The organism is Flavobacterium sp. AED (assembly GCF_000812945.1).
Taxonomy (GTDB): domain Bacteria; phylum Bacteroidota; class Bacteroidia; order Flavobacteriales; family Flavobacteriaceae; genus Flavobacterium.
Genome location: NZ_JSYM01000001.1, coordinates 1991208 through 2007887 on the forward strand (window position 1 = coordinate 1991208; position 16680 = coordinate 2007887).

Sequence of the window (16680 nt, forward strand, 5' to 3'; positions counted from 1 at the left end):
CCACTTCCATCCCTCACGCAACTCGCATTTCAATACAATTTCCGATTAAAAACAACAAGTATCACAGATGAAACTCTATAAAAAAGAAACCGTTCAGCATGTAAATGCAAGTTTAGAAGAATGTTGGGCTTTTTTTTCCAGTCCAAGTAATCTTCAAAAAATCACACCAGAAACAATGGGTTTCGAAATCACTGATTTCGATAATAAATCCATGTACGCCGGGCAAATAATACAATATAAAGTGTCTCCACTTTTGGGATTGAAATTGCCTTGGGTTACCGAAATCACATTCGTAAAAGAGAATAGTTATTTTATCGACGAACAACGTTTTGGACCTTATGCGTTGTGGCATCACAAGCATTTTTTCGAAGATACTGAAAACGGAGTGAAAATGACCGATTTAGTTCATTATGCGTTGCCTTTGGGATTCATCGGTCGCATTATGAACACACTTGTCGTAAAAAATAAATTGAAAGCCATCTTTGATCACAGACGTGTTATGGTAGATCAACTATTTAATTCAAAATAATGGTGAAACAAGAAGTATCTTTTTTTTGGTTCAGACGCGATTTACGTTTGGAAGATAACGTTGGATTATTCCATGCTTTGAAGTCTGAATATCCAGTGATTCCGTTGTTTATTTTTGATGATTCCATTTTAGACAGTTTACCAAAAAACGATGCCAGAGTAGGTTTTATTCACGAATCACTTTCGAAAATAAATACCCAATTACAAGAAATAGGAAGTTCACTATTAGTAAAAAAAGGAAAAACTATTGACGTTTGGCAGTCACTTTTAAAAGAATTCGATGCCAAGGAAGTTTTCTTCAACAAAGATTACGAACCATACGCCATACAACGTGACACCGGTATTTGTGAAATGTTGGAAGCAAACCATACAATCTCCTATTCTTTTAAAGACCAAGTTATTTTCGAAGAAAAAGAAATCACAAAAGCGGATGGATTGCCGTATACGGTCTACACTCCTTTTAAAAATAAATGGCTAGAAAAATACAAGTCAATGGCTCCGATTCCAGAATATGATGCCACGGATGTGTTTTCTAATTTCTATAAAAGTGACTTTGCTTTTCCAGCATTGGAACAAATAGGTTTCGAAGAAAGTCCAATAAAAGTAAAGCCACATAATTTAAAATTCATTGCAAATTATCAAGATATAAGGGATTTTCCAGCCTTGGACAAAACCTCTTATCTTTCGCCGCATTTACGTTTTGGAACCGTAAGCATACGGAAATTAGTCAATTGGGCATTTCATAAAAACGATGTTTTTTTGAGTGAATTGATTTGGAGGGAATTCTTCATGCAAATTTTATTCAGTTTTCCAAAAGTTGTTACCCAGAACTTCAAATCTGCGTATGATGGGATTCAATGGCGCAATAATGAAGATGATTTCAAGCGGTGGTGTTCGGGAACTACCGGTTATCCCATGGTGGATGCAGGTATGCGTCAACTCAATGAAACCGGATACATGCATAACAGAGTTCGTATGGTGGTAGCGAGTTTTCTCTGCAAGCATTTATTGATTCAATGGCAATGGGGAGAAGCCTATTTTGCTCAAAAATTACTGGATTACGAATTGTCTGCTAATGTTGGCAACTGGCAATGGGCTGCAGGAACCGGTTGTGATGCTGCTCCTTATTTTCGAGTTTTTAATCCGGAGATTCAACAAAAAAAATTCGACGAAAAAGGAATCTACATCCGAAAATGGATACCAGAATTCGATTTAGGATATGGAGAACCAATGGTAGAGCACGCTATGGCTAGGGATAGAGCGATTGCTACGTACAAAGCAGGGATTTTGAAGTAAAAGGATTTAAACATATAAGTCATATAAGTTTTTAGGTTATGTCTTAAAAACTTATATGACTTATATGTTAAAAAAAATTACTGAATCAATTTCTTCAACATTCCCTCGAAAATAAACCCGTGAAACGGCAAAACAGAATACCAGTATAATTTTCCCCAAATTCCTCTCGGCCTGAAAGTCGCTGCTTGATACAAAGTATTTCCGATAATTTTGAATTCTAGCCAAGCTTCACCTGGCAGTTTCATTTCGGCAAATAAGATTAATTTTCCTTCTTCTTTATTGGCATACAAAACGCGCCAAAAATCCAAAGCATCTCCAGAATGAATATCATGTCGGTTCGTTCTTCCTCTTCGGGAACCTACACCACCGTATAGTTTGTCTATAAAACCACGTAAATCCCACAACCAATCGCCATAATACCAACCCGTATCACCACCGATGGACCAAATTCTACTGATGGTAAAATCCCGGTCTATGATTTCCATTTTACGTCGATCAATAAAGCAATCCTTTTTTGGAACCTTTAAATATTCCGACATGTTGCTACTAAAACGTCCGCTGACCAACGAATCTTTCCAGCTCGAAGCTACTTTGTCTTCGTCTACTTTTATCAAAGCACGGGAAAGCGCTTGTTTGTAGGACATAGGCTTGACATTCAGTAGCGTGTTGATTCTGTTATCGCTGCAAACGACTTCGACTTTCATGCTGCTGACCAGTGCTGACGCAAGTCTATAGGATGTTGAGGTTACAAAATACAACCAATACGAAGATAATTTTGGTGTCATTATAGGAACAGTAAATATCCATCGCTTTAGTTTTTTAGCCTCCGCAAAACCCAAAAGCATTTCTTTGTACGTTAAAATATCCGGCCCGCCAATGTCAAAACTCTGATTGTAGGTTAGCTGATTTAATAATGATTTGGATAAAAAATCAAGAACATCCGGAATTGCAATCGGCTGGCATTTAGTATTCAGCCACTTTGGAGTAATCATTAGGGGAAGTTTATTCACTAAATCCCGAATGATTTCGAACGATGCACTACCAGAACCAACAATAATTCCCGCTCTTAAAGTTGTCGTGGCAAAAGTTCCAATATTTAAAATTTCTTCTACTTTTTTTCTCGATGATAAATGTTTGGATAGTGATTTGTCATTGATGATTCCACTCAAATAAATAACTTGTTTTGCTTCGGTTTCATTCAAACGCTGTACAAAATTAAGTGCTGATACGCTTTCTAATTCATCAAAATTAGCATCGGTTCCTGACATGGAATGAATCAGATAATAAGCAGCATCAATAGCATCTGGAATGGTTGTCAATGTTTCTTGTTTGAGAAAATCAACTTCAATTACCGTAACACTTTTTTGAAATTCTATTGGACAATAAAACCTGTTTTTATCCCTTACACAACAGATTACTTCGTGACCTTGTGCCACCAGAATAGGCAAAAGTCGTTTCCCGATATAACCTGTTGCGCCTGTTAAGAGAATTTTCATGATCTTGTATTTAAACAATTATGCTTGTCCTAAATAATACTTAAATTTTTTTTGCCACGAATCACACTAATTAACTCTAATTTCAAATTAATCAATCAAAAGATCTGTGATAATCTGTTTAATACGTGTAATCTGTGTTCTATTTTTAGCTAATAAAAAACATTTGGAATGAACAAATAAGTAATTAAAATTAACTCAGTTTATTTGATACTAAACTGATAAATTCTTTTCTGGTTTTGTCTTTTTCGAAAGCACCGGTAAAAGAAGAAGTCGTGGTAACCGAGTTTTGTTTTTGGATGCCTCGCATTTGCATGCACATGTGTTGCGCTTCAATCACAACCGCTACACCAAGTGGATTCAAAGCGTCCTGAATACAATTTTTAATCTGGTCAGTCAGTCGTTCCTGTACTTGCATTCTTCTGGCAAAAGCATCAACCACCCTTGGGATTTTACTTAAACCTACAATTTTACCATTTGGAATGTAAGCAACGTGTGCTTTACCAAAAAATGGCAACATGTGGTGTTCACACATCGAATATACTTCGATGTCTTTTACCACAATCATTTGTTGGTGATCTTCAGTAAATAGCGCCGATTTTAGTATTTCCAAAGGATCCAGTCCGTAACCGTGTGTTAAATATTGCATAGCTTTGGCCACGCGTTCCGGTGTTTTTTCTAGACCTTCTCTGTTAACGTCTTCCCCTAAATTTTCAATTATTACTCTGTAATTATCAGCTAACGATTCTGTTATTTCAGTGTCGTATTGTTCAATTTTCTCGTAACTTTTCATTTCTTTTATCATGTTATGCTGTATTTCAATTTTAAGTTTGGCTAATTATTTTTTTAAATTTTAAAAGTCACTATTCCGTAATCCATTTCGAATACTTGACCTGAAATTGATTTTGTATTTTCCGAAATCAGGAAGTCAGTCATACTAGCTACTTCTTCCGGCTTTAAATAGCCTTTCATCGGGTGGCGTTCCACCATGTTTTCTTTCATTCGATCATTTCTCAAAATACCTGCTGAAAGTGATGTTTCGGTAATCGTGGGAGCAATGGCATTGATGCGTACTACCGATGCTAATTCTGCTCCCAACGATTTCACTAATCCTTCAACTCCTGCTTTTGCGGTAGCAATACTAGCATGAAACGGCATTCCTAATTTTGCGGCTACCGTGCTAAACAAAACAATCGATGGATTAGTTCCCTTTTTTAAAACAGGTAAATATTTCTGAATGGCTTTCACAGCGCCAATGACATTAATTTCAAAATCATTTCTAAAATCATCTATACTGAGACTCCCTATGGGTTTCAAATTGATGGAACCCGGACAGTAAATCAAGGCGTCAATAGTTTCTATTTCCGGAAGTGAATCCTGCAATACATCTACAGAAAAGTGTTTCAGATTGGGATGTGTGATATCTGGCGCGTTTCGGCTAATGTTGTAGACAAAGTTTGTCTCTAATTGTTGCAACAAAATAGCACTGCCAATTCCTTTACTACCACCAATGATTACTATGTTTTTCATTTTTTATACGTTGTTATTTTAACAGATTACTGTTCATGGAACACTAATTTTTTATCGCTTGGAAATCTTGTTATTGTTAATTTGTCTTTGCATCGTGCATTTAAAACGACCCTCCCGAAAATCCCTTAATTTTTCATGTTTTGTTTTGCGGCCTTGTACTCTTTTACGCCACATTCTAAAACTCGAAGGTTTCATTTCGATTCGCATCAAGTCGATTACTTCTTGTTCTTTTAGTCCAAATTGCATTAAAATCGCATCAAAAGTGGTTCGGTCTTCCCAGGCCATTTCTATGATTCGGTCTTTGTCTAAATCAGTAAGTTCTTTTTTTATAGTCACGATATTTTTTTTAATTCAAATTGCTGTTTTTTTAATATGTGTTGAAGCATTATTCGCTGTCGCCAATATCAGCCATGGTGTGTAACTTTAATATGCGAAAACTTTCCTCTTTTACTAATGGATTCTTTTTCATTTTCCATAAAAAATCACTCGCAAATTTTCTCGTTCGTTCCATATTTACAATTGGTTTCGGATAATTGATTCCTATTTCGAAGTCATTAAACTTCTGGTCTAAATAGGTCATTTTATATGGTTCATGTACAAATGCCCGTGGCAAATTGCGCAATTCCGGAACCCATTTTTTTATAAATTCACCATCAGGATCGTGTTCGTAACTGTTCTTTATTGGATTATAGATACGCAACATATTGATTCCGGTTTCACCAGCCTGCATTTGCAACTGCGGAAAATGAATTCCCGGTTCAAAATCCAGAAACATTTGTGATAAATATTGCGTCGCTTCTTGCCAAGGTTGCCATAGATTATGCGTGAAAAAGGACACTAACATCGCCCGCATTCTAAAGTTCAAATAACCGGTTTCATTCAGGCAACGCATGGAAGCATCGATTAATGGAAATCCCGTTTTTCCCGTTTTCCAAGCATCAATATAATTTTCATTGACTTTCTTTTTCAAAGAATGAAAACCTTTATTAACACTTTCAAACTCCATGATTTCTTCCATTTCAAATTTTTGAATGAAATGTGCCTGCCAAGTCAGTCTGGATATAAAAGAATCAATTTGCTTTTTATGGCTACACGTCAATCGGAAAGTGGCTGCCTTTTGCAAAACTTGCCTCGATGATAGATTTCCCCAAGCAATGTATGGCGATAATCTGCTGCAACTTTTTCGAGCCAATAAAGGTTTTGAAATATGGGAACTATAATTGTGATAGCGCTCGTCAAAGAAGTTTTGTAAATATTTACCAGCCATTGTACTGCCCCCTTTTTGAAAAACAGTATCCGAAACAGTTTCTAAACTTGTCTTTTCCAATGCTTTTTCGAGTTCGGTTATTGCTTCCGTATTGAGGAAATTCTCTGCTTTAGAATCAAAACTAAATTGGGGTTCATTCATGTACTTTTCCCATTTTGAAACCCAATTCGTTCTGTTTTTCAACGCTCTGAAAATGCCGTTATTGGTGTTTTCGACCCAATTGATTTGATTATTTTTGCAAAATCGTTTGAAGGTTTTATCTCTTTCGTAAGTGATTTTTATACCCGTTTCCTGATGCGAAAAAACCGTGTCTATTTTATATGTTTCTTGTATGGTATTAAATACTTGAAGTACTTCAGAAGACACCGTTAAAACGCGTGTATTCGATTGTTCCAGTTGTTTATTGACATCTACAAGCGATTGCTTGATGAAATTCCAGTGTCTCGGACTGTAATGCGAATCATTTTCTAAAGATTTTTCGAATACATAAAGCAATAACGTAGGCGTATGAGTTTGTGTTGCATTAAAAATCGCTTCGTTATCCTGTAAACGAAGGTCTCTTTTAAACCAAACCACATTGATATGTTTCTTGTTTGTATTCATTAAATTTTTAAAATAATTGTTGTTGCAACCATAATTTCTGGAATTTTGATTGCCCGTCATAATTCTCGGCCTGTAACTTAATATTGAATTTTCGATCCCTTGGGTCGTTACCAACTCCTGAAACATACATCCAATTCCCGTAATTGCTGTGAACATCGTAATCAATAAGCATCGCTTCAAAATACGCGGCTCCTATGCGCCAGTCTAGCAGAAGATTCTTTGCAAAATAAGACGCTACATTTTGTCTCCCGCGATTACTCATCCAGCCAGTTTGTTGCAATTCAATCATGTTGGCATTTACAAATGGTTCTAGACTATTTCCATTTATCCAATTTGTTATAGTGAATTGATTGGTTTTCCAGTCGTAATTTTTATCTAAAATCCCTCCAATTTTAAAAATAGAATTCCCGTTTTTCATTGAAACATATTTAAAATAATCCCTCCAAACCAGTTCAAAAATCAACCAATACGTTGATTCATTTTTCTCGACTTCTTGCTCATATTTATTAATTTTCCAATAAATAGTTTTCGCCGAAATGGAGCCGTTGGCTAACCAAGGAGAAAATTTTGAACTAAAATCAGTTCCAATCAATCCATTACGGGTTAATTTATAAACACTTAGTTTTTTGGTTTCCCAAAAATAATGTTCCAGTCGTTTCAGCGCTTCGTTTTCACCACCACGAAAAGGGAAAGCGGTTCTGGAATCCGTTTCAAAATCAGTAAATCCCAATGTTTCCATCGTAGGAATTACAGTTTTATGTGTGGTCCAATTTTCTTTTAACATCGGTTGAACTGCAAATTCAGGTCTGACTTTTGTCGATTTTTCACACTGATTTCTAAATTGTGTAAAAACATTTGGAATCGATGGAATCGAAAATGGAATGTCTTCAGGATGAAATAAGAACTGATTGTAAGTACTTTTGAACGATATTGAATCCGGAACTTTAACTTTTATATTTTGTAAAACTTCGATTTCTTCACTCGTCCACTCTTCTTGAAAGTAAACAGAATTGATTTCATTTTGAGCAATAATTTCCGGAATAGAATCTTCTGGTTTTTGATGGTAAACCAAAAGCGGAATATTTAATTTCTCCAGATTTTGTTTCAATGCTGTTACCGATTCAATTAGAAATTTGGCTCGAAATTTTTCTGTTTTTTTAAAACCAAATCTTGTTTCCTCATAATGTCTTGGATCAAAAAAATACACCGCAATTACGGTTTCATTTTCATCAATAGCATTTGTCAACGATTGATTGTCATTGACTCTCAAATCATTTCTAAACCAAACTAACCCTTTTTGTTTCTTTTGCATTTTTCGCTACAATATTTGACTTCGTCCCAAACCTTTTCCCATTTTTTCCGCCAGCTAAAAGGTCGGTTACAAACCAAACACATTTTTGAAGGCAGATTTTCCTTTTTCACTAGTTGTATTTTTGATATTCATTGACAACAATTTTCGCTTTCAAATCAAACATTAAATTGTATAACCCAAAGAAGGTTCTGTTCATATAAATGAAATGTTTGGAACCTCTATTCCCGTTCATTTTTCTAAGATTAGTGTCTTTTGAGAATCGTTCTCCTAATTGTGCGATGCTTTCAAAGAATGCTGCGTCCGAGAAATCAAAAGTTTCGGTTTGAAATGGTTTGGTGAACAGCGATAACAAATCGTAAAACATTTGAGTGAAATAGTCCACTTCCTCTTTGGAGTCATCCACTCTAAGGATTTCTAATTCGAATAATTTTTGACTAAAAAGTTTCTTGTTATCAATCACTTCTTTGTTTATTAATTCGAAATAAGGAATATAGAAGTCATTTGGAATTTGTTTCATACATCCAAAATCCAGTGCAACCAATTGGTTTTCATCATTTACCAAGAAATTTCCCGGATGCGGGTCAGCATGTACTTTCCTTAAAATATGAATCTGATACATATAGAAATCCCACAAAGCCTGACCAATTTTGTCCGCGATTTCTTGATTGTCATTTTTATTGGTAAATTCCGAAAGATGAATCCCAGTCATCCAATCCATCGTGATAATTTTCTCCGATGAAAATTTTGGGTAATAATTCGGGAAAACCAGATTTTCAATTTTTTTGCAAGCATCAACAACTTCTTGGCTTTGTTTTAGTTCCAATAAATAATTAGTTTCCTCAATCAATTTGTCTTCGACTTCCTTGAAATACTTATCAGAATCTTTTCCTTGAAGGTTAAACATTCTAATCGCTATTGGTTTCACCAAAGCCAAATCAGATGAAATACTATTGGCTACCCCTGGATATTGAATTTTTACCGCCAATTTCTTGCCGTTTTTTATTGCAACATGAACTTGTCCAATACTTGCAGCGTTTACAGAGTTTGCGTTGAATTCGTCAAAAATCTCATAAGGTGTTTTGCCAAAATTAGTCTTAAAGGTTTTCAACACTAATGGTGCCGAAAGTGGTGGAACAGAAAATTGTGAAAGTGAAAATTTTTCCACATAAGCCTGCGGCAAAAAGCTTTTGTCCATACTTAGCATTTGCGCTACTTTGAGCGCGCTTCCTTTCAAACTTTTCAGTCCGTCGTAGATGTCTTCTGCGTTATCTTCGTTGAGTTTATCACGAGTCAAATCAGAATTAACCATTTTTTCTCCGTAATATTTTAGATAATTGACGCCAACTTTTGCTCCAGTTTGCACCAGTTTGGTTGCTCTTTCAATTTTTGAAGTAGGTATATAGTCTATGGTTTTCATTATTTGTTGTGTATTTTTTCTTTGAAAATAAATTTCCCAAAGTCTATTAAGCTATCTAGCGGAGTGATATTCATTAATTCAAATGTTGCTTTTATTGACTTCTCTATATATAGGTCTGTTTTCTCGAAAGCTGTTGAGGAGTCTTCCAACCAAAATTTCAAGGTCAATAATAGTTGAATCCAAGACGTTTCCTGAATTGCTTTTTCTTGAAAGTTTTGGAATTTTTCCTGCTTGATTCGGTATTCATCTGAAATGATTCCTGCGACATAGTTTTTGAAACTGCTTCTCAAACTGGATAGCAGCATTAAATTTTTCAACTCATTGTGATGCTGTTTCAAACTCATAGTCACATAACTTCTGTTAGCAGACAATAATTCAAAGAAAGTAAAGTAAAAACTTAGTATTTTACTTTTCATATCATAGGTTTCATAGTCTTGGTCTTTTTGAAGTAATTCGACCGTTTTGTCTAGAAACATTTTGAAGATTTCTTTCTCTACACTTTCCATGGTTCCGAAAAAGTTGTAAAATTCAGCTTCTGAAAAGTTATTCAGTTTCGTGAAATTATAAACGGATTTCGGTTTGTCATTATTTTCCAATGTATAATTCATATACATAGAAACTATTTTATCTCTTGTTATTGTTGATTTTTTAGTAGCCATTTTTGATATATTTCAAATTAGAGTATAAAGGTAGTGAATGTTTAACTAAATTATAATAATGTTAAACAAAAATTAATGTTAATGTTTATATGACTCAAAATGACTAGATTTGTTTTGTTATGAAAAAAAATATATTAATAAGCGGAGGTTCAGGATTTATCGGTAAACACTTAACTGATTTGTTAATTGAGAAAGGATTCTCAGTTTCTATATTGAGTCGAAGTGATAAAAAAAACACAACCGATATTTCTTATTTTAAGTGGGACGTTTCTAATCAAACAATTGATGAAGCGGCGGTACTAAATGCGGATTATGTAATCCATTTAGCGGGCGAAAATATCGCTGAAAAAAGATGGACTGGTAAACGTAAATTAGCTATTATTGGTAGTAGAGAAAAGTCAACGCAATTGATTTATTCTGTTTTGAAGAAAAACAATAAAAAACTGGATGCCTTTATTTCGGCTTCAGCAGTTGGGATTTATGGCGCTGTGAATGGAGAAGAAATCTGCACGGAAGAAACTCCTTTGGCTCATGACTTTCTGGGTGCTACGTGTCAAAAATGGGAAGATGCAATAGATTTTATTGAAAATTTGCATATTCGTACGGTAAAAATCCGAACGGGATTAGTATTAGGAAAAAATGATGGTTTTTTAAAGAAACTGATTCCTATATTTAAATATCGATTGGGTTCAGTATTGGGTTCAGGAAAGCAATATATGCCTTGGATACATGTCGATGATTTGTGTAATATATATCTTGAGGCTATTGTAAATGAGGAAATGAATGGACCATATAATGCAGCCATTAATGATAATACAAACAATGCAATTTTTTCTAAAACACTGGCGCGAGTTTTAGGTTATTCTATTTGGTTGCCAAATGTCCCCGAATTTGTGTTAAAATTTGCAATGGGTGAAATGTCTAAAATTGTATTGTATGGACGAAGAGTGTCATCAGAAAAACTGGAAAAATTAGGATTCCAGTTTAAATACAAAAACTTGGAGGTAGCTCTTAGGAGTTGTTTAACTAAATAGTTTTATTGTAAAACACAATAAAGCTGAGTATTCACGTTTTTGGATATTTTACTTCGCACGATAAAAGGAATTTCGATTTTGAAATCATCAGTATTTAAAGGAAAATTAGTAATTAATTCGATTCCTTGAGTTCCTTTTTTGATAGTACCTGTAACAATGATTTTTTTTGATTTTCCATGCATAGTGATTTTTCCTATAATTTGATATTCAGTTGCATTTGAGTCAATATTTTTCAAATCAAATTTCTCAATTCTGCCTTTGAAAATAGCTTTAGGATATCGATGACTCTGCATGTAATTAGCATTAAAATGTTCCTCCATCAAACTTCTTTCAAATTGGAAATTTTTGATGATGGCAAAACAGGTTAACTCCCCAGTTTTGGTAATCAAAACACAGGCTGTTTTTTTATTTATTGCTTTTACTTCTTCAAAGAAAGGAACTGAAGCTTCAAAATTAATGATTCCTTTATCAGTCGTCATTTTTTCTTGTGCAATAGTAGTAGTAGCTATAAAAATCAGGAAAAGGAGCGTAATTTTTTTCATCGCCTTTTATGAATTAAACTACTTAAAGTTACGAAATTTCAAGGAAATAAGTTTACGATTAATGATAAATTATCGCATTAATATAAGCTTATTTAAGCCGTTTGTATAAATATTAAGTTATTTAAGTTTAGATTTTTTCAAATCTTAAAACCATTGATTTTAGTTGAAAAATCAGGCTGAAATAATCTAGTGTAAGGCTAACTGCACATTATACTTTTCAAGGCTCGCCAGCGATTCAGGAGAACTATAATCAAACTTTTCTTCGTGTAGGTCTTTTTCCTTTTTCAAGGCAATTTGTTTGATGCAATTGCAAAAACGGCGTACTTCATTAAGGTTGGATAAGATTAAACCTGGAACCAGAACACTTTTGCCTTCCTTGTCTTTGGCAACCATTGTAAAATAAGAAGAATTACAATGTTTTATTTTTCCTGTTTGAATATTTTCAGCCTCAACCCGAATGCCTATAATCATAGAACTGTTACCAACATAATTCACACAAGCTTTCATAGTAACCAGTTCGCCTACTTCAATTGGTTTAAGGAAATTTACCGTGTCCACTGATGCGGTCACACAATAATTCCCTGAAAATTTTGAAGCACAAGCAAATGCAATTTGATCCAGTAAAGACAAAATATAACCACCATGAATTTTTCCGCTAAAATTGGTGTGAGAAGGCAGCATCAATTCTGAAATACTGATATTTGACGAAGCGACAGTTTTAAAAGTTGTATTCATAAAAATTATTTTTGATTAAAAGGAGAAGGCTCTTTTTGAACGGATGTAACAAAATATCTCGTTTCTCCCCACCAAGCAAATGTTCTGTATCGTTCTACATAAGTTAATTTTACATAATTTCCTTGAAGCCCTTTCAAATCTTCAATTACTTTTTTATCGCTATCCAAAACAGAGAAACTAAAAATCTGTGCTCCGGAAATTCCCTGACTTAATTCGCCTTCCCATGTTTTTATTGCCATTCCTTTATGACTCAATTTTATGAGTTCACCAGAACGAATACCTTCACTGTAAGGAACGTAATAGAGAAATGCAAAATAACAAATCAAGACCAGCGTGCCGACTCCTAAAATAATTCCTAAAATTCGTTTCATTTTATATTAGTTTAATAATTGATTTTCGTCTTTTTCTGCTCTGTTCAATATGCTTTCAGGAAGTGCTTTTTTAGCTTTGGCTCCCATCTTTTTCAATTTCTCCACACTTACGATTAAGTTTCCTTTTCCTTCCACCAGTTTATTCATCGCGCCACTGTATTCAATTTTGCTTTCGTCTATCTTCTTTCCAATTTTGATTAAATCACCTACAAAACCTTCAAATTTATCATACAATGCACCAGCTTGTCGCGCAATTTCTAATGCGTTTTCCTGTTGCTTTTGGTTGGCCCACATACTGTCAATAGTTCGTAAAGTAGCTAATAAAGTAGCAGGTGTAACAATAACAATGTTTTTCTCGAATGCTTTGTTGTACAAAGTCGTATCCTCGTTAAGCGCCATGGCAAAAGCGGGCTCGATAGGAATGAATAACAATACGAAATCAGGGCTTTCAATTTGATATAAATCCTGGTAGTTTTTATTGCCCAATTGTTCTACGTGACGTTTGATAGAATTAACGTGTTCTTTTAAAAATCCAGCTTTTAGATCGTCATCTTCCTCATTGATGTATTTTTCATAAGCGGTCAAAGAAACTTTAGAATCGACAATCATCTTTTTGCCGTCCGGCAGGTTAATGACAACGTCCGGAAAAACGCGATTACCATCTTCAGTAGTGAACGCTTGTTGCACTTCATATTCACGGCCTTTCTCTAATCCTGATTTTTCAAGAACGCGTTCCAAAACCAATTCTCCCCAATTTCCCTGCATTTTACTGTCGCCTTTCAAAGCTTTCGTCAGGTTGAGGGTTTCCTTGCTCATTTGGATATTCATTTCTCGTAAGCCTAAAATTTGTTGGCGCAAAGCCGCATGATAATCAATACTTTCTTTGTGTGTGTCCTCGACTTTCTTTTCGAACAATTGAATTTTATCCTGCAAAGGCGACAGGATATTTTTCATATTCTCTTTGTTCTGCTCCGTAAATTTATTGGACTTTTCTTCTAATATTTTATTGGCGAGATTCTCAAATTCCTTGGTGAATTTTTCTTGCAGCTTCTCGACTTCTTCTTTTTGTTCTTTGTTGCGTTCCCAAAGATTCTCAAAATCAACTTCTTTTTTAGAAAGCTGAATGGCTAAACTGTCTTTTTCACTTCGAATGCTTTCTTTCTCCCCATTGGCGTTTTCTAATTGTTTTTCAAAAGTTGTTTTGTCAACAATAATCTGCTCTTTCAGTTGATTGAATTGGGAGGAAAATGCAATTAATTTTTCTTCTAAACTAATTTTTTCCGATTGGAATCGGGCAGAAAAAATGAGTTTACCAATGAAAATACCAATAACGAGAGCAACGATGAAAATCAATAAAAACGGAAGCATATTTGACATAGAATTTCTTTTTGTAAGTTTGTAAAAATAAACAAAAGTTTCCTTGTTTCCTTTCGGAAATCAAAATACTATCTCAAGTTTTAGCATTCATGACTTTGTAAATAGAGTTGTCAATTAATTTTATACTTTAAAAAATATGCAGGATAAATCTTTAAAATTAAATTCTCGTTTTTTTCCAATTATAGCTATTGTCGGTTGGTTTGCTGTTTTTTTACAATTGTATCTTATAATTTTGAATCGTGCGGCTTCGCTTTCGGAAACAATTGTTCGATTTTTTAGTTTTTTTACCATTCAAACGAATATTTTGGTTGCAATATGTTTTACTTTTCTTTGGCTCAAGCCAAAATCTAAATGGGGATTATTTTTTTTGAAACCTAAAAATGCAACCGCAATTACGTTATACATCACCATTGTAGGACTTGTTTACAATGCGATTCTGCGATTTTTATGGGCTCCAACGGGTCTGCAAAAAGTAGCGGATGAGTTATTGCATTCGGTCATTCCAATATTGGTTTTACTATATTGGATTCTATTTGTCCCTAAAAAAGCATTGGAATTCAAAAACATCTTTCCGTGGTTGATTTTCCCTGCGGTGTATTTGGTTTATACTTTAATTCGGGGTGCTTTTTTTAGTTTTTACCCTTATCCGTTTGTTGATGTGGTTCTTTTGGGCTACAATTTAGTATTGCTTAACAGCTTTTTTATGCTATTGGCTTTTCTTTTTTTTGGAACTTTACTAATTGTAATTGGGAAATTAAGAAGCCGTAATTTAGAATAGAAAAATAAAAAAGGCCAATAGGAATTAGATTCGTATTGGCCTTTTTTAAACAAAATCAATTGTTATTCATCCAGTTTAATATTCCCTCTGTCTTCCTGATTATCCGGATGGGAATTTGGATAACGGTTAGCAGTAATGTCCGAGTTATGATCTTTATTTTCTACCATTTTTTTAGCTTGTTCTTCAGAAACATTCGCGATATCAGAACTTAAATTTATAGGAGTGCTGTCCTCATTTTGTTCTAAAGTTCCATCAATATTACGTGCTCTTTGAACAATTTTTTGATTTCCATGACTATCAGTTTCTACTTCTGATTTCAAATGTGATACCTCAGGATTCGTATTTTGGGCTAGATTCAGACCGCTAAATCCTTCGTTTATATTTTGCTTATTATTTGTTTTTTTTGAACCTAAATCGTTGCTTTCCATACTCTTTAATTTTAAAGCTAATACTGTTAGCTTCTATAAGATTACGCCTTTTAAGCGAAGGAATTCAATCATTTAACATAGCTTTTGGTTTGCACCAATAAATGTATGGCGACACTATTTTAAATCCTGCAAAAACAAAACTATCTTTGCAGGCATAACTAATACACTAAAATGGCTCATTCTCATTTCATCATTCACAAGCCTTACGGGTATCTGAGTCAGTTTATTTACGAATTAAAAAGAAAAAAGAAACTGCTGGGCGAATTGCATGATTTCCCTAAAGGAACGATGGCAATAGGGCGTCTTGACGAAGATTCAGAAGGATTATTGCTATTGACCACGGACGGGATGATGAGCGAAATCATTCGAAGTAAAAAAGTAGACAAGGAGTATTATGTCCAAGTCGATGGGATTATCAATCAAGAAGCCATTGAGCAACTGCAAAAAGGAGTCGAAATAGGTTTTAATGGCACTAAATACATCACTAGACCTTGTAAAGCTTCGTTGATTAATGAAATTCCTGCTTTTGGAACAAGAGGAAAAAAGATACGTGATGAACGTCACGGTCCAACTTCTTGGGCTTCCATTACAGTGAATGAAGGGAAGTTTCGCCAAGTCCGAAAAATGACTGCTGCAGTTGGTTTTCCTACGTTACGCTTGGTTCGTGTTCGAATAGGAAACGTACATCTCAATGATTTACAAGCTGGAGAAGTTTTGGAAGTTGAAGATTTTCAAATAACCGAATAAACAAATAACCGATTAACCGATTAACCAATAAGAAATGTTAAACATCGTTTTAGTAGAACCCGAAATCCCAAACAATACAGGAAATATTGGACGATTGTGTGTAGGTACAGAAAGCCGTTTGCACTTAATTCATCCTTTTGGATTTGTTATTAATGATAAAAACCTGAAACGTTCCGGTTTGGATTATTGGGTACACCTTGATGTTACCGAATATGAAAATGTAGCAGAATGGAAAGCACAGATTCCGGATTTGTCCCGAGTTTTCCTGATGAGTTCCCACGCTGAGAAATCGTATTTAGAGAATGATTTTCAGGATGGAGATTGGTTGGTTTTTGGGAAAGAAAGTAAAGGTTTGAGTGAAGCTGTTTTAAACGAATTTCCCAATCATCTGACAATTCCTATGTCACCACTAATTAGAAGTTTTAATATTGCAAATTCTGTAGCGTTTGTCATTGGCGAAGCAAAGAGGCAAATCGGTTTGTAGAGACGTTGCATTGCAACGTCTGTACGAGGAAATTGCAACGTCTGTTCCGAGAAATAGAATCATAATAGGTTTTTTTTTA

General features: G+C 34.6%; 20 protein-coding genes. 6 read left to right on the forward strand and 14 right to left on the reverse strand.

The genetic code is table 11. The features are described from left to right. The first annotated feature begins 67 nt into the window (after positions 1-67). Both OA85_RS08795 and OA85_RS08800 read left to right on the forward strand, forming a co-directional pair. The gene (locus OA85_RS08795) at positions 68-529 is read left to right on the forward strand and encodes an SRPBCC family protein (protein ID WP_039109136.1); all 462 of its coding nucleotides are present in this window, start codon (positions 68-70) and stop codon (positions 527-529) included. Next, positions 529-1824, forward strand: coding sequence for a deoxyribodipyrimidine photo-lyase (locus OA85_RS08800; RefSeq protein WP_039109137.1), 1296 nt, complete (start codon positions 529-531; stop codon positions 1822-1824). Before OA85_RS08795 ends, OA85_RS08800 begins: the two co-directional genes overlap by 1 nt. 77 nt (positions 1825-1901) lie before the next feature. Here the strand turns inward: OA85_RS08800 and OA85_RS08805 are convergent, their stop codons facing one another. From OA85_RS08805 to OA85_RS08840, 9 genes are all read right to left on the reverse strand, one after another. After that, positions 1902-3320, reverse strand: a complete 1419-nt coding sequence (locus tag OA85_RS08805; protein ID WP_039109139.1) for an SDR family oxidoreductase — start codon at positions 3318-3320, stop codon at positions 1902-1904. Positions 3321-3510: 190 nt separating this feature from the next. Further along, positions 3511-4122 carry a GTP cyclohydrolase I FolE gene (gene folE / locus OA85_RS08810; RefSeq protein ID WP_039109140.1) on the reverse strand — a complete coding sequence of 204 codons (612 nt, stop codon included), beginning with the start codon at positions 4120-4122 and terminating at the stop codon, positions 3511-3513. Between the two features lie 41 nt (positions 4123-4163). Beyond that, complete coding sequence (locus OA85_RS08815; protein ID WP_039109141.1) at positions 4164-4847, reverse strand: SDR family NAD(P)-dependent oxidoreductase; 684 nt, start codon at positions 4845-4847, stop codon at positions 4164-4166. A gap of 51 nt (positions 4848-4898) precedes the next feature. Continuing rightward, complete coding sequence (locus tag OA85_RS08820) at positions 4899-5183, reverse strand: TIGR03643 family protein (RefSeq protein ID WP_255350537.1); 285 nt, start codon at positions 5181-5183, stop codon at positions 4899-4901. A gap of 49 nt (positions 5184-5232) precedes the next feature. Then, positions 5233-6717, reverse strand: a complete 1485-nt coding sequence (locus tag OA85_RS08825) for a cryptochrome/deoxyribodipyrimidine photo-lyase family protein (RefSeq protein ID WP_039109476.1) — start codon at positions 6715-6717, stop codon at positions 5233-5235. Between the two features lie 7 nt (positions 6718-6724). After that, complete coding sequence (locus tag OA85_RS08830) at positions 6725-8029, reverse strand: DASH family cryptochrome (RefSeq protein WP_039109142.1); 1305 nt, start codon at positions 8027-8029, stop codon at positions 6725-6727. Beyond that, a complete protein-coding gene (locus OA85_RS17180; RefSeq protein ID WP_082014130.1) occupies positions 8005-8139 on the reverse strand; it encodes a DUF2256 domain-containing protein in 135 nt (44 codons plus the stop codon). The genes OA85_RS08830 and OA85_RS17180 overlap by 25 nt, the downstream gene beginning before the upstream one ends. Further along, the gene (locus OA85_RS08835) at positions 8139-9446 is read right to left on the reverse strand and encodes an AarF/ABC1/UbiB kinase family protein (RefSeq protein WP_039109143.1); all 1308 of its coding nucleotides are present in this window, start codon (positions 9444-9446) and stop codon (positions 8139-8141) included. The genes OA85_RS17180 and OA85_RS08835 overlap by 1 nt, the downstream gene beginning before the upstream one ends. Next, positions 9446-10105 (reverse strand): TetR family transcriptional regulator C-terminal domain-containing protein, encoded by a 660-nt coding sequence (locus OA85_RS08840; RefSeq protein WP_039109144.1) that lies wholly within the window; start codon positions 10103-10105, stop codon positions 9446-9448. Before OA85_RS08840 ends, OA85_RS08835 begins: the two co-directional genes overlap by 1 nt. 119 nt (positions 10106-10224) lie before the next feature. Between OA85_RS08840 and OA85_RS08845 the strand changes: the two genes are divergently transcribed. Beyond that, the gene (locus OA85_RS08845) at positions 10225-11139 is read left to right on the forward strand and encodes a TIGR01777 family oxidoreductase (RefSeq protein ID WP_039109145.1); all 915 of its coding nucleotides are present in this window, start codon (positions 10225-10227) and stop codon (positions 11137-11139) included. 2 nt (positions 11140-11141) lie between these two features. Here OA85_RS08845 and OA85_RS08850 read toward each other — a convergent pair whose 3' ends face one another. The 4 genes from OA85_RS08850 to rmuC form a co-directional block, all read right to left on the reverse strand. Continuing rightward, complete coding sequence (locus OA85_RS08850; RefSeq protein WP_039109146.1) at positions 11142-11681, reverse strand: YceI family protein; 540 nt, start codon at positions 11679-11681, stop codon at positions 11142-11144. A 186-nt stretch (positions 11682-11867) separates the two neighbouring features. After that, positions 11868-12416 carry an acyl-CoA thioesterase gene (locus OA85_RS08855; protein ID WP_039109147.1) on the reverse strand — a complete coding sequence of 183 codons (549 nt, stop codon included), beginning with the start codon at positions 12414-12416 and terminating at the stop codon, positions 11868-11870. 5 nt (positions 12417-12421) lie between these two features. Further along, on the reverse strand, positions 12422-12787 hold the full coding sequence (locus tag OA85_RS08860) for a hypothetical protein (RefSeq protein ID WP_039109148.1): 366 nt from the start codon (positions 12785-12787) through the stop codon (positions 12422-12424). A 6-nt stretch (positions 12788-12793) separates the two neighbouring features. After that, the gene (gene rmuC, locus OA85_RS08865; protein ID WP_039109149.1) at positions 12794-14164 is read right to left on the reverse strand and encodes a DNA recombination protein RmuC; all 1371 of its coding nucleotides are present in this window, start codon (positions 14162-14164) and stop codon (positions 12794-12796) included. Positions 14165-14300: 136 nt separating this feature from the next. On the opposite strand from rmuC, the gene OA85_RS08870 reads away from it, so the two are divergent. Continuing rightward, positions 14301-14942, forward strand: coding sequence for a Pr6Pr family membrane protein (locus OA85_RS08870; protein WP_039109150.1), 642 nt, complete (start codon positions 14301-14303; stop codon positions 14940-14942). Positions 14943-15004: 62 nt separating this feature from the next. Here OA85_RS08870 and OA85_RS08875 read toward each other — a convergent pair whose 3' ends face one another. Next, positions 15005-15370 carry a hypothetical protein gene (locus OA85_RS08875; protein ID WP_039109151.1) on the reverse strand — a complete coding sequence of 122 codons (366 nt, stop codon included), beginning with the start codon at positions 15368-15370 and terminating at the stop codon, positions 15005-15007. Between the two features lie 171 nt (positions 15371-15541). Here OA85_RS08875 and OA85_RS08880 point away from each other — a divergent pair, with 171 nt between their 5' ends. Both OA85_RS08880 and OA85_RS08885 read left to right on the forward strand, forming a co-directional pair. Then, the gene (locus OA85_RS08880) at positions 15542-16117 is read left to right on the forward strand and encodes a pseudouridine synthase (protein WP_039109152.1); all 576 of its coding nucleotides are present in this window, start codon (positions 15542-15544) and stop codon (positions 16115-16117) included. 34 nt (positions 16118-16151) lie between these two features. After that, the gene (locus OA85_RS08885) at positions 16152-16601 is read left to right on the forward strand and encodes a tRNA (cytidine(34)-2'-O)-methyltransferase (protein ID WP_039109153.1); all 450 of its coding nucleotides are present in this window, start codon (positions 16152-16154) and stop codon (positions 16599-16601) included. The last annotated feature ends 79 nt before the right edge of the window (positions 16602-16680 follow it).

What these genes read in the sequence shown, in the direction of transcription:
- OA85_RS08795 (WP_039109136.1), top strand. Translation starts at nt 68, where the DNA reads ATGAAACTCTATAAAAAAGAAACCGTTCAGCATGTAAATGCAAGTTTA.
- OA85_RS08800 (WP_039109137.1), top strand. Translation starts at nt 529, where the DNA reads ATGGTGAAACAAGAAGTATCTTTTTTTTGGTTCAGACGCGATTTACGT.
- OA85_RS08805 (WP_039109139.1), bottom strand. Translation starts at nt 3,320, where the DNA reads ATGAAAATTCTCTTAACAGGCGCAACAGGTTATATCGGGAAACGACTT.
- folE (WP_039109140.1), bottom strand. Translation starts at nt 4,122, where the DNA reads ATGATAAAAGAAATGAAAAGTTACGAGAAAATTGAACAATACGACACT.
- OA85_RS08815 (WP_039109141.1), bottom strand. Translation starts at nt 4,847, where the DNA reads ATGAAAAACATAGTAATCATTGGTGGTAGTAAAGGAATTGGCAGTGCT.
- OA85_RS08825 (WP_039109476.1), bottom strand. Translation starts at nt 6,717, where the DNA reads ATGAATACAAACAAGAAACATATCAATGTGGTTTGGTTTAAAAGAGAC.
- OA85_RS08830 (WP_039109142.1), bottom strand. Translation starts at nt 8,029, where the DNA reads ATGCAAAAGAAACAAAAAGGGTTAGTTTGGTTTAGAAATGATTTGAGA.
- OA85_RS08835 (WP_039109143.1), bottom strand. Translation starts at nt 9,446, where the DNA reads ATGAAAACCATAGACTATATACCTACTTCAAAAATTGAAAGAGCAACC.
- OA85_RS08840 (WP_039109144.1), bottom strand. Translation starts at nt 10,105, where the DNA reads ATGGCTACTAAAAAATCAACAATAACAAGAGATAAAATAGTTTCTATG.
- OA85_RS08845 (WP_039109145.1), top strand. Translation starts at nt 10,225, where the DNA reads ATGAAAAAAAATATATTAATAAGCGGAGGTTCAGGATTTATCGGTAAA.
- OA85_RS08850 (WP_039109146.1), bottom strand. Translation starts at nt 11,681, where the DNA reads ATGAAAAAAATTACGCTCCTTTTCCTGATTTTTATAGCTACTACTACT.
- OA85_RS08855 (WP_039109147.1), bottom strand. Translation starts at nt 12,416, where the DNA reads ATGAATACAACTTTTAAAACTGTCGCTTCGTCAAATATCAGTATTTCA.
- OA85_RS08860 (WP_039109148.1), bottom strand. Translation starts at nt 12,787, where the DNA reads ATGAAACGAATTTTAGGAATTATTTTAGGAGTCGGCACGCTGGTCTTG.
- rmuC (WP_039109149.1), bottom strand. Translation starts at nt 14,164, where the DNA reads ATGTCAAATATGCTTCCGTTTTTATTGATTTTCATCGTTGCTCTCGTT.
- OA85_RS08870 (WP_039109150.1), top strand. Translation starts at nt 14,301, where the DNA reads ATGCAGGATAAATCTTTAAAATTAAATTCTCGTTTTTTTCCAATTATA.
- OA85_RS08875 (WP_039109151.1), bottom strand. Translation starts at nt 15,370, where the DNA reads ATGGAAAGCAACGATTTAGGTTCAAAAAAAACAAATAATAAGCAAAAT.
- OA85_RS08880 (WP_039109152.1), top strand. Translation starts at nt 15,542, where the DNA reads ATGGCTCATTCTCATTTCATCATTCACAAGCCTTACGGGTATCTGAGT.
- OA85_RS08885 (WP_039109153.1), top strand. Translation starts at nt 16,152, where the DNA reads ATGTTAAACATCGTTTTAGTAGAACCCGAAATCCCAAACAATACAGGA.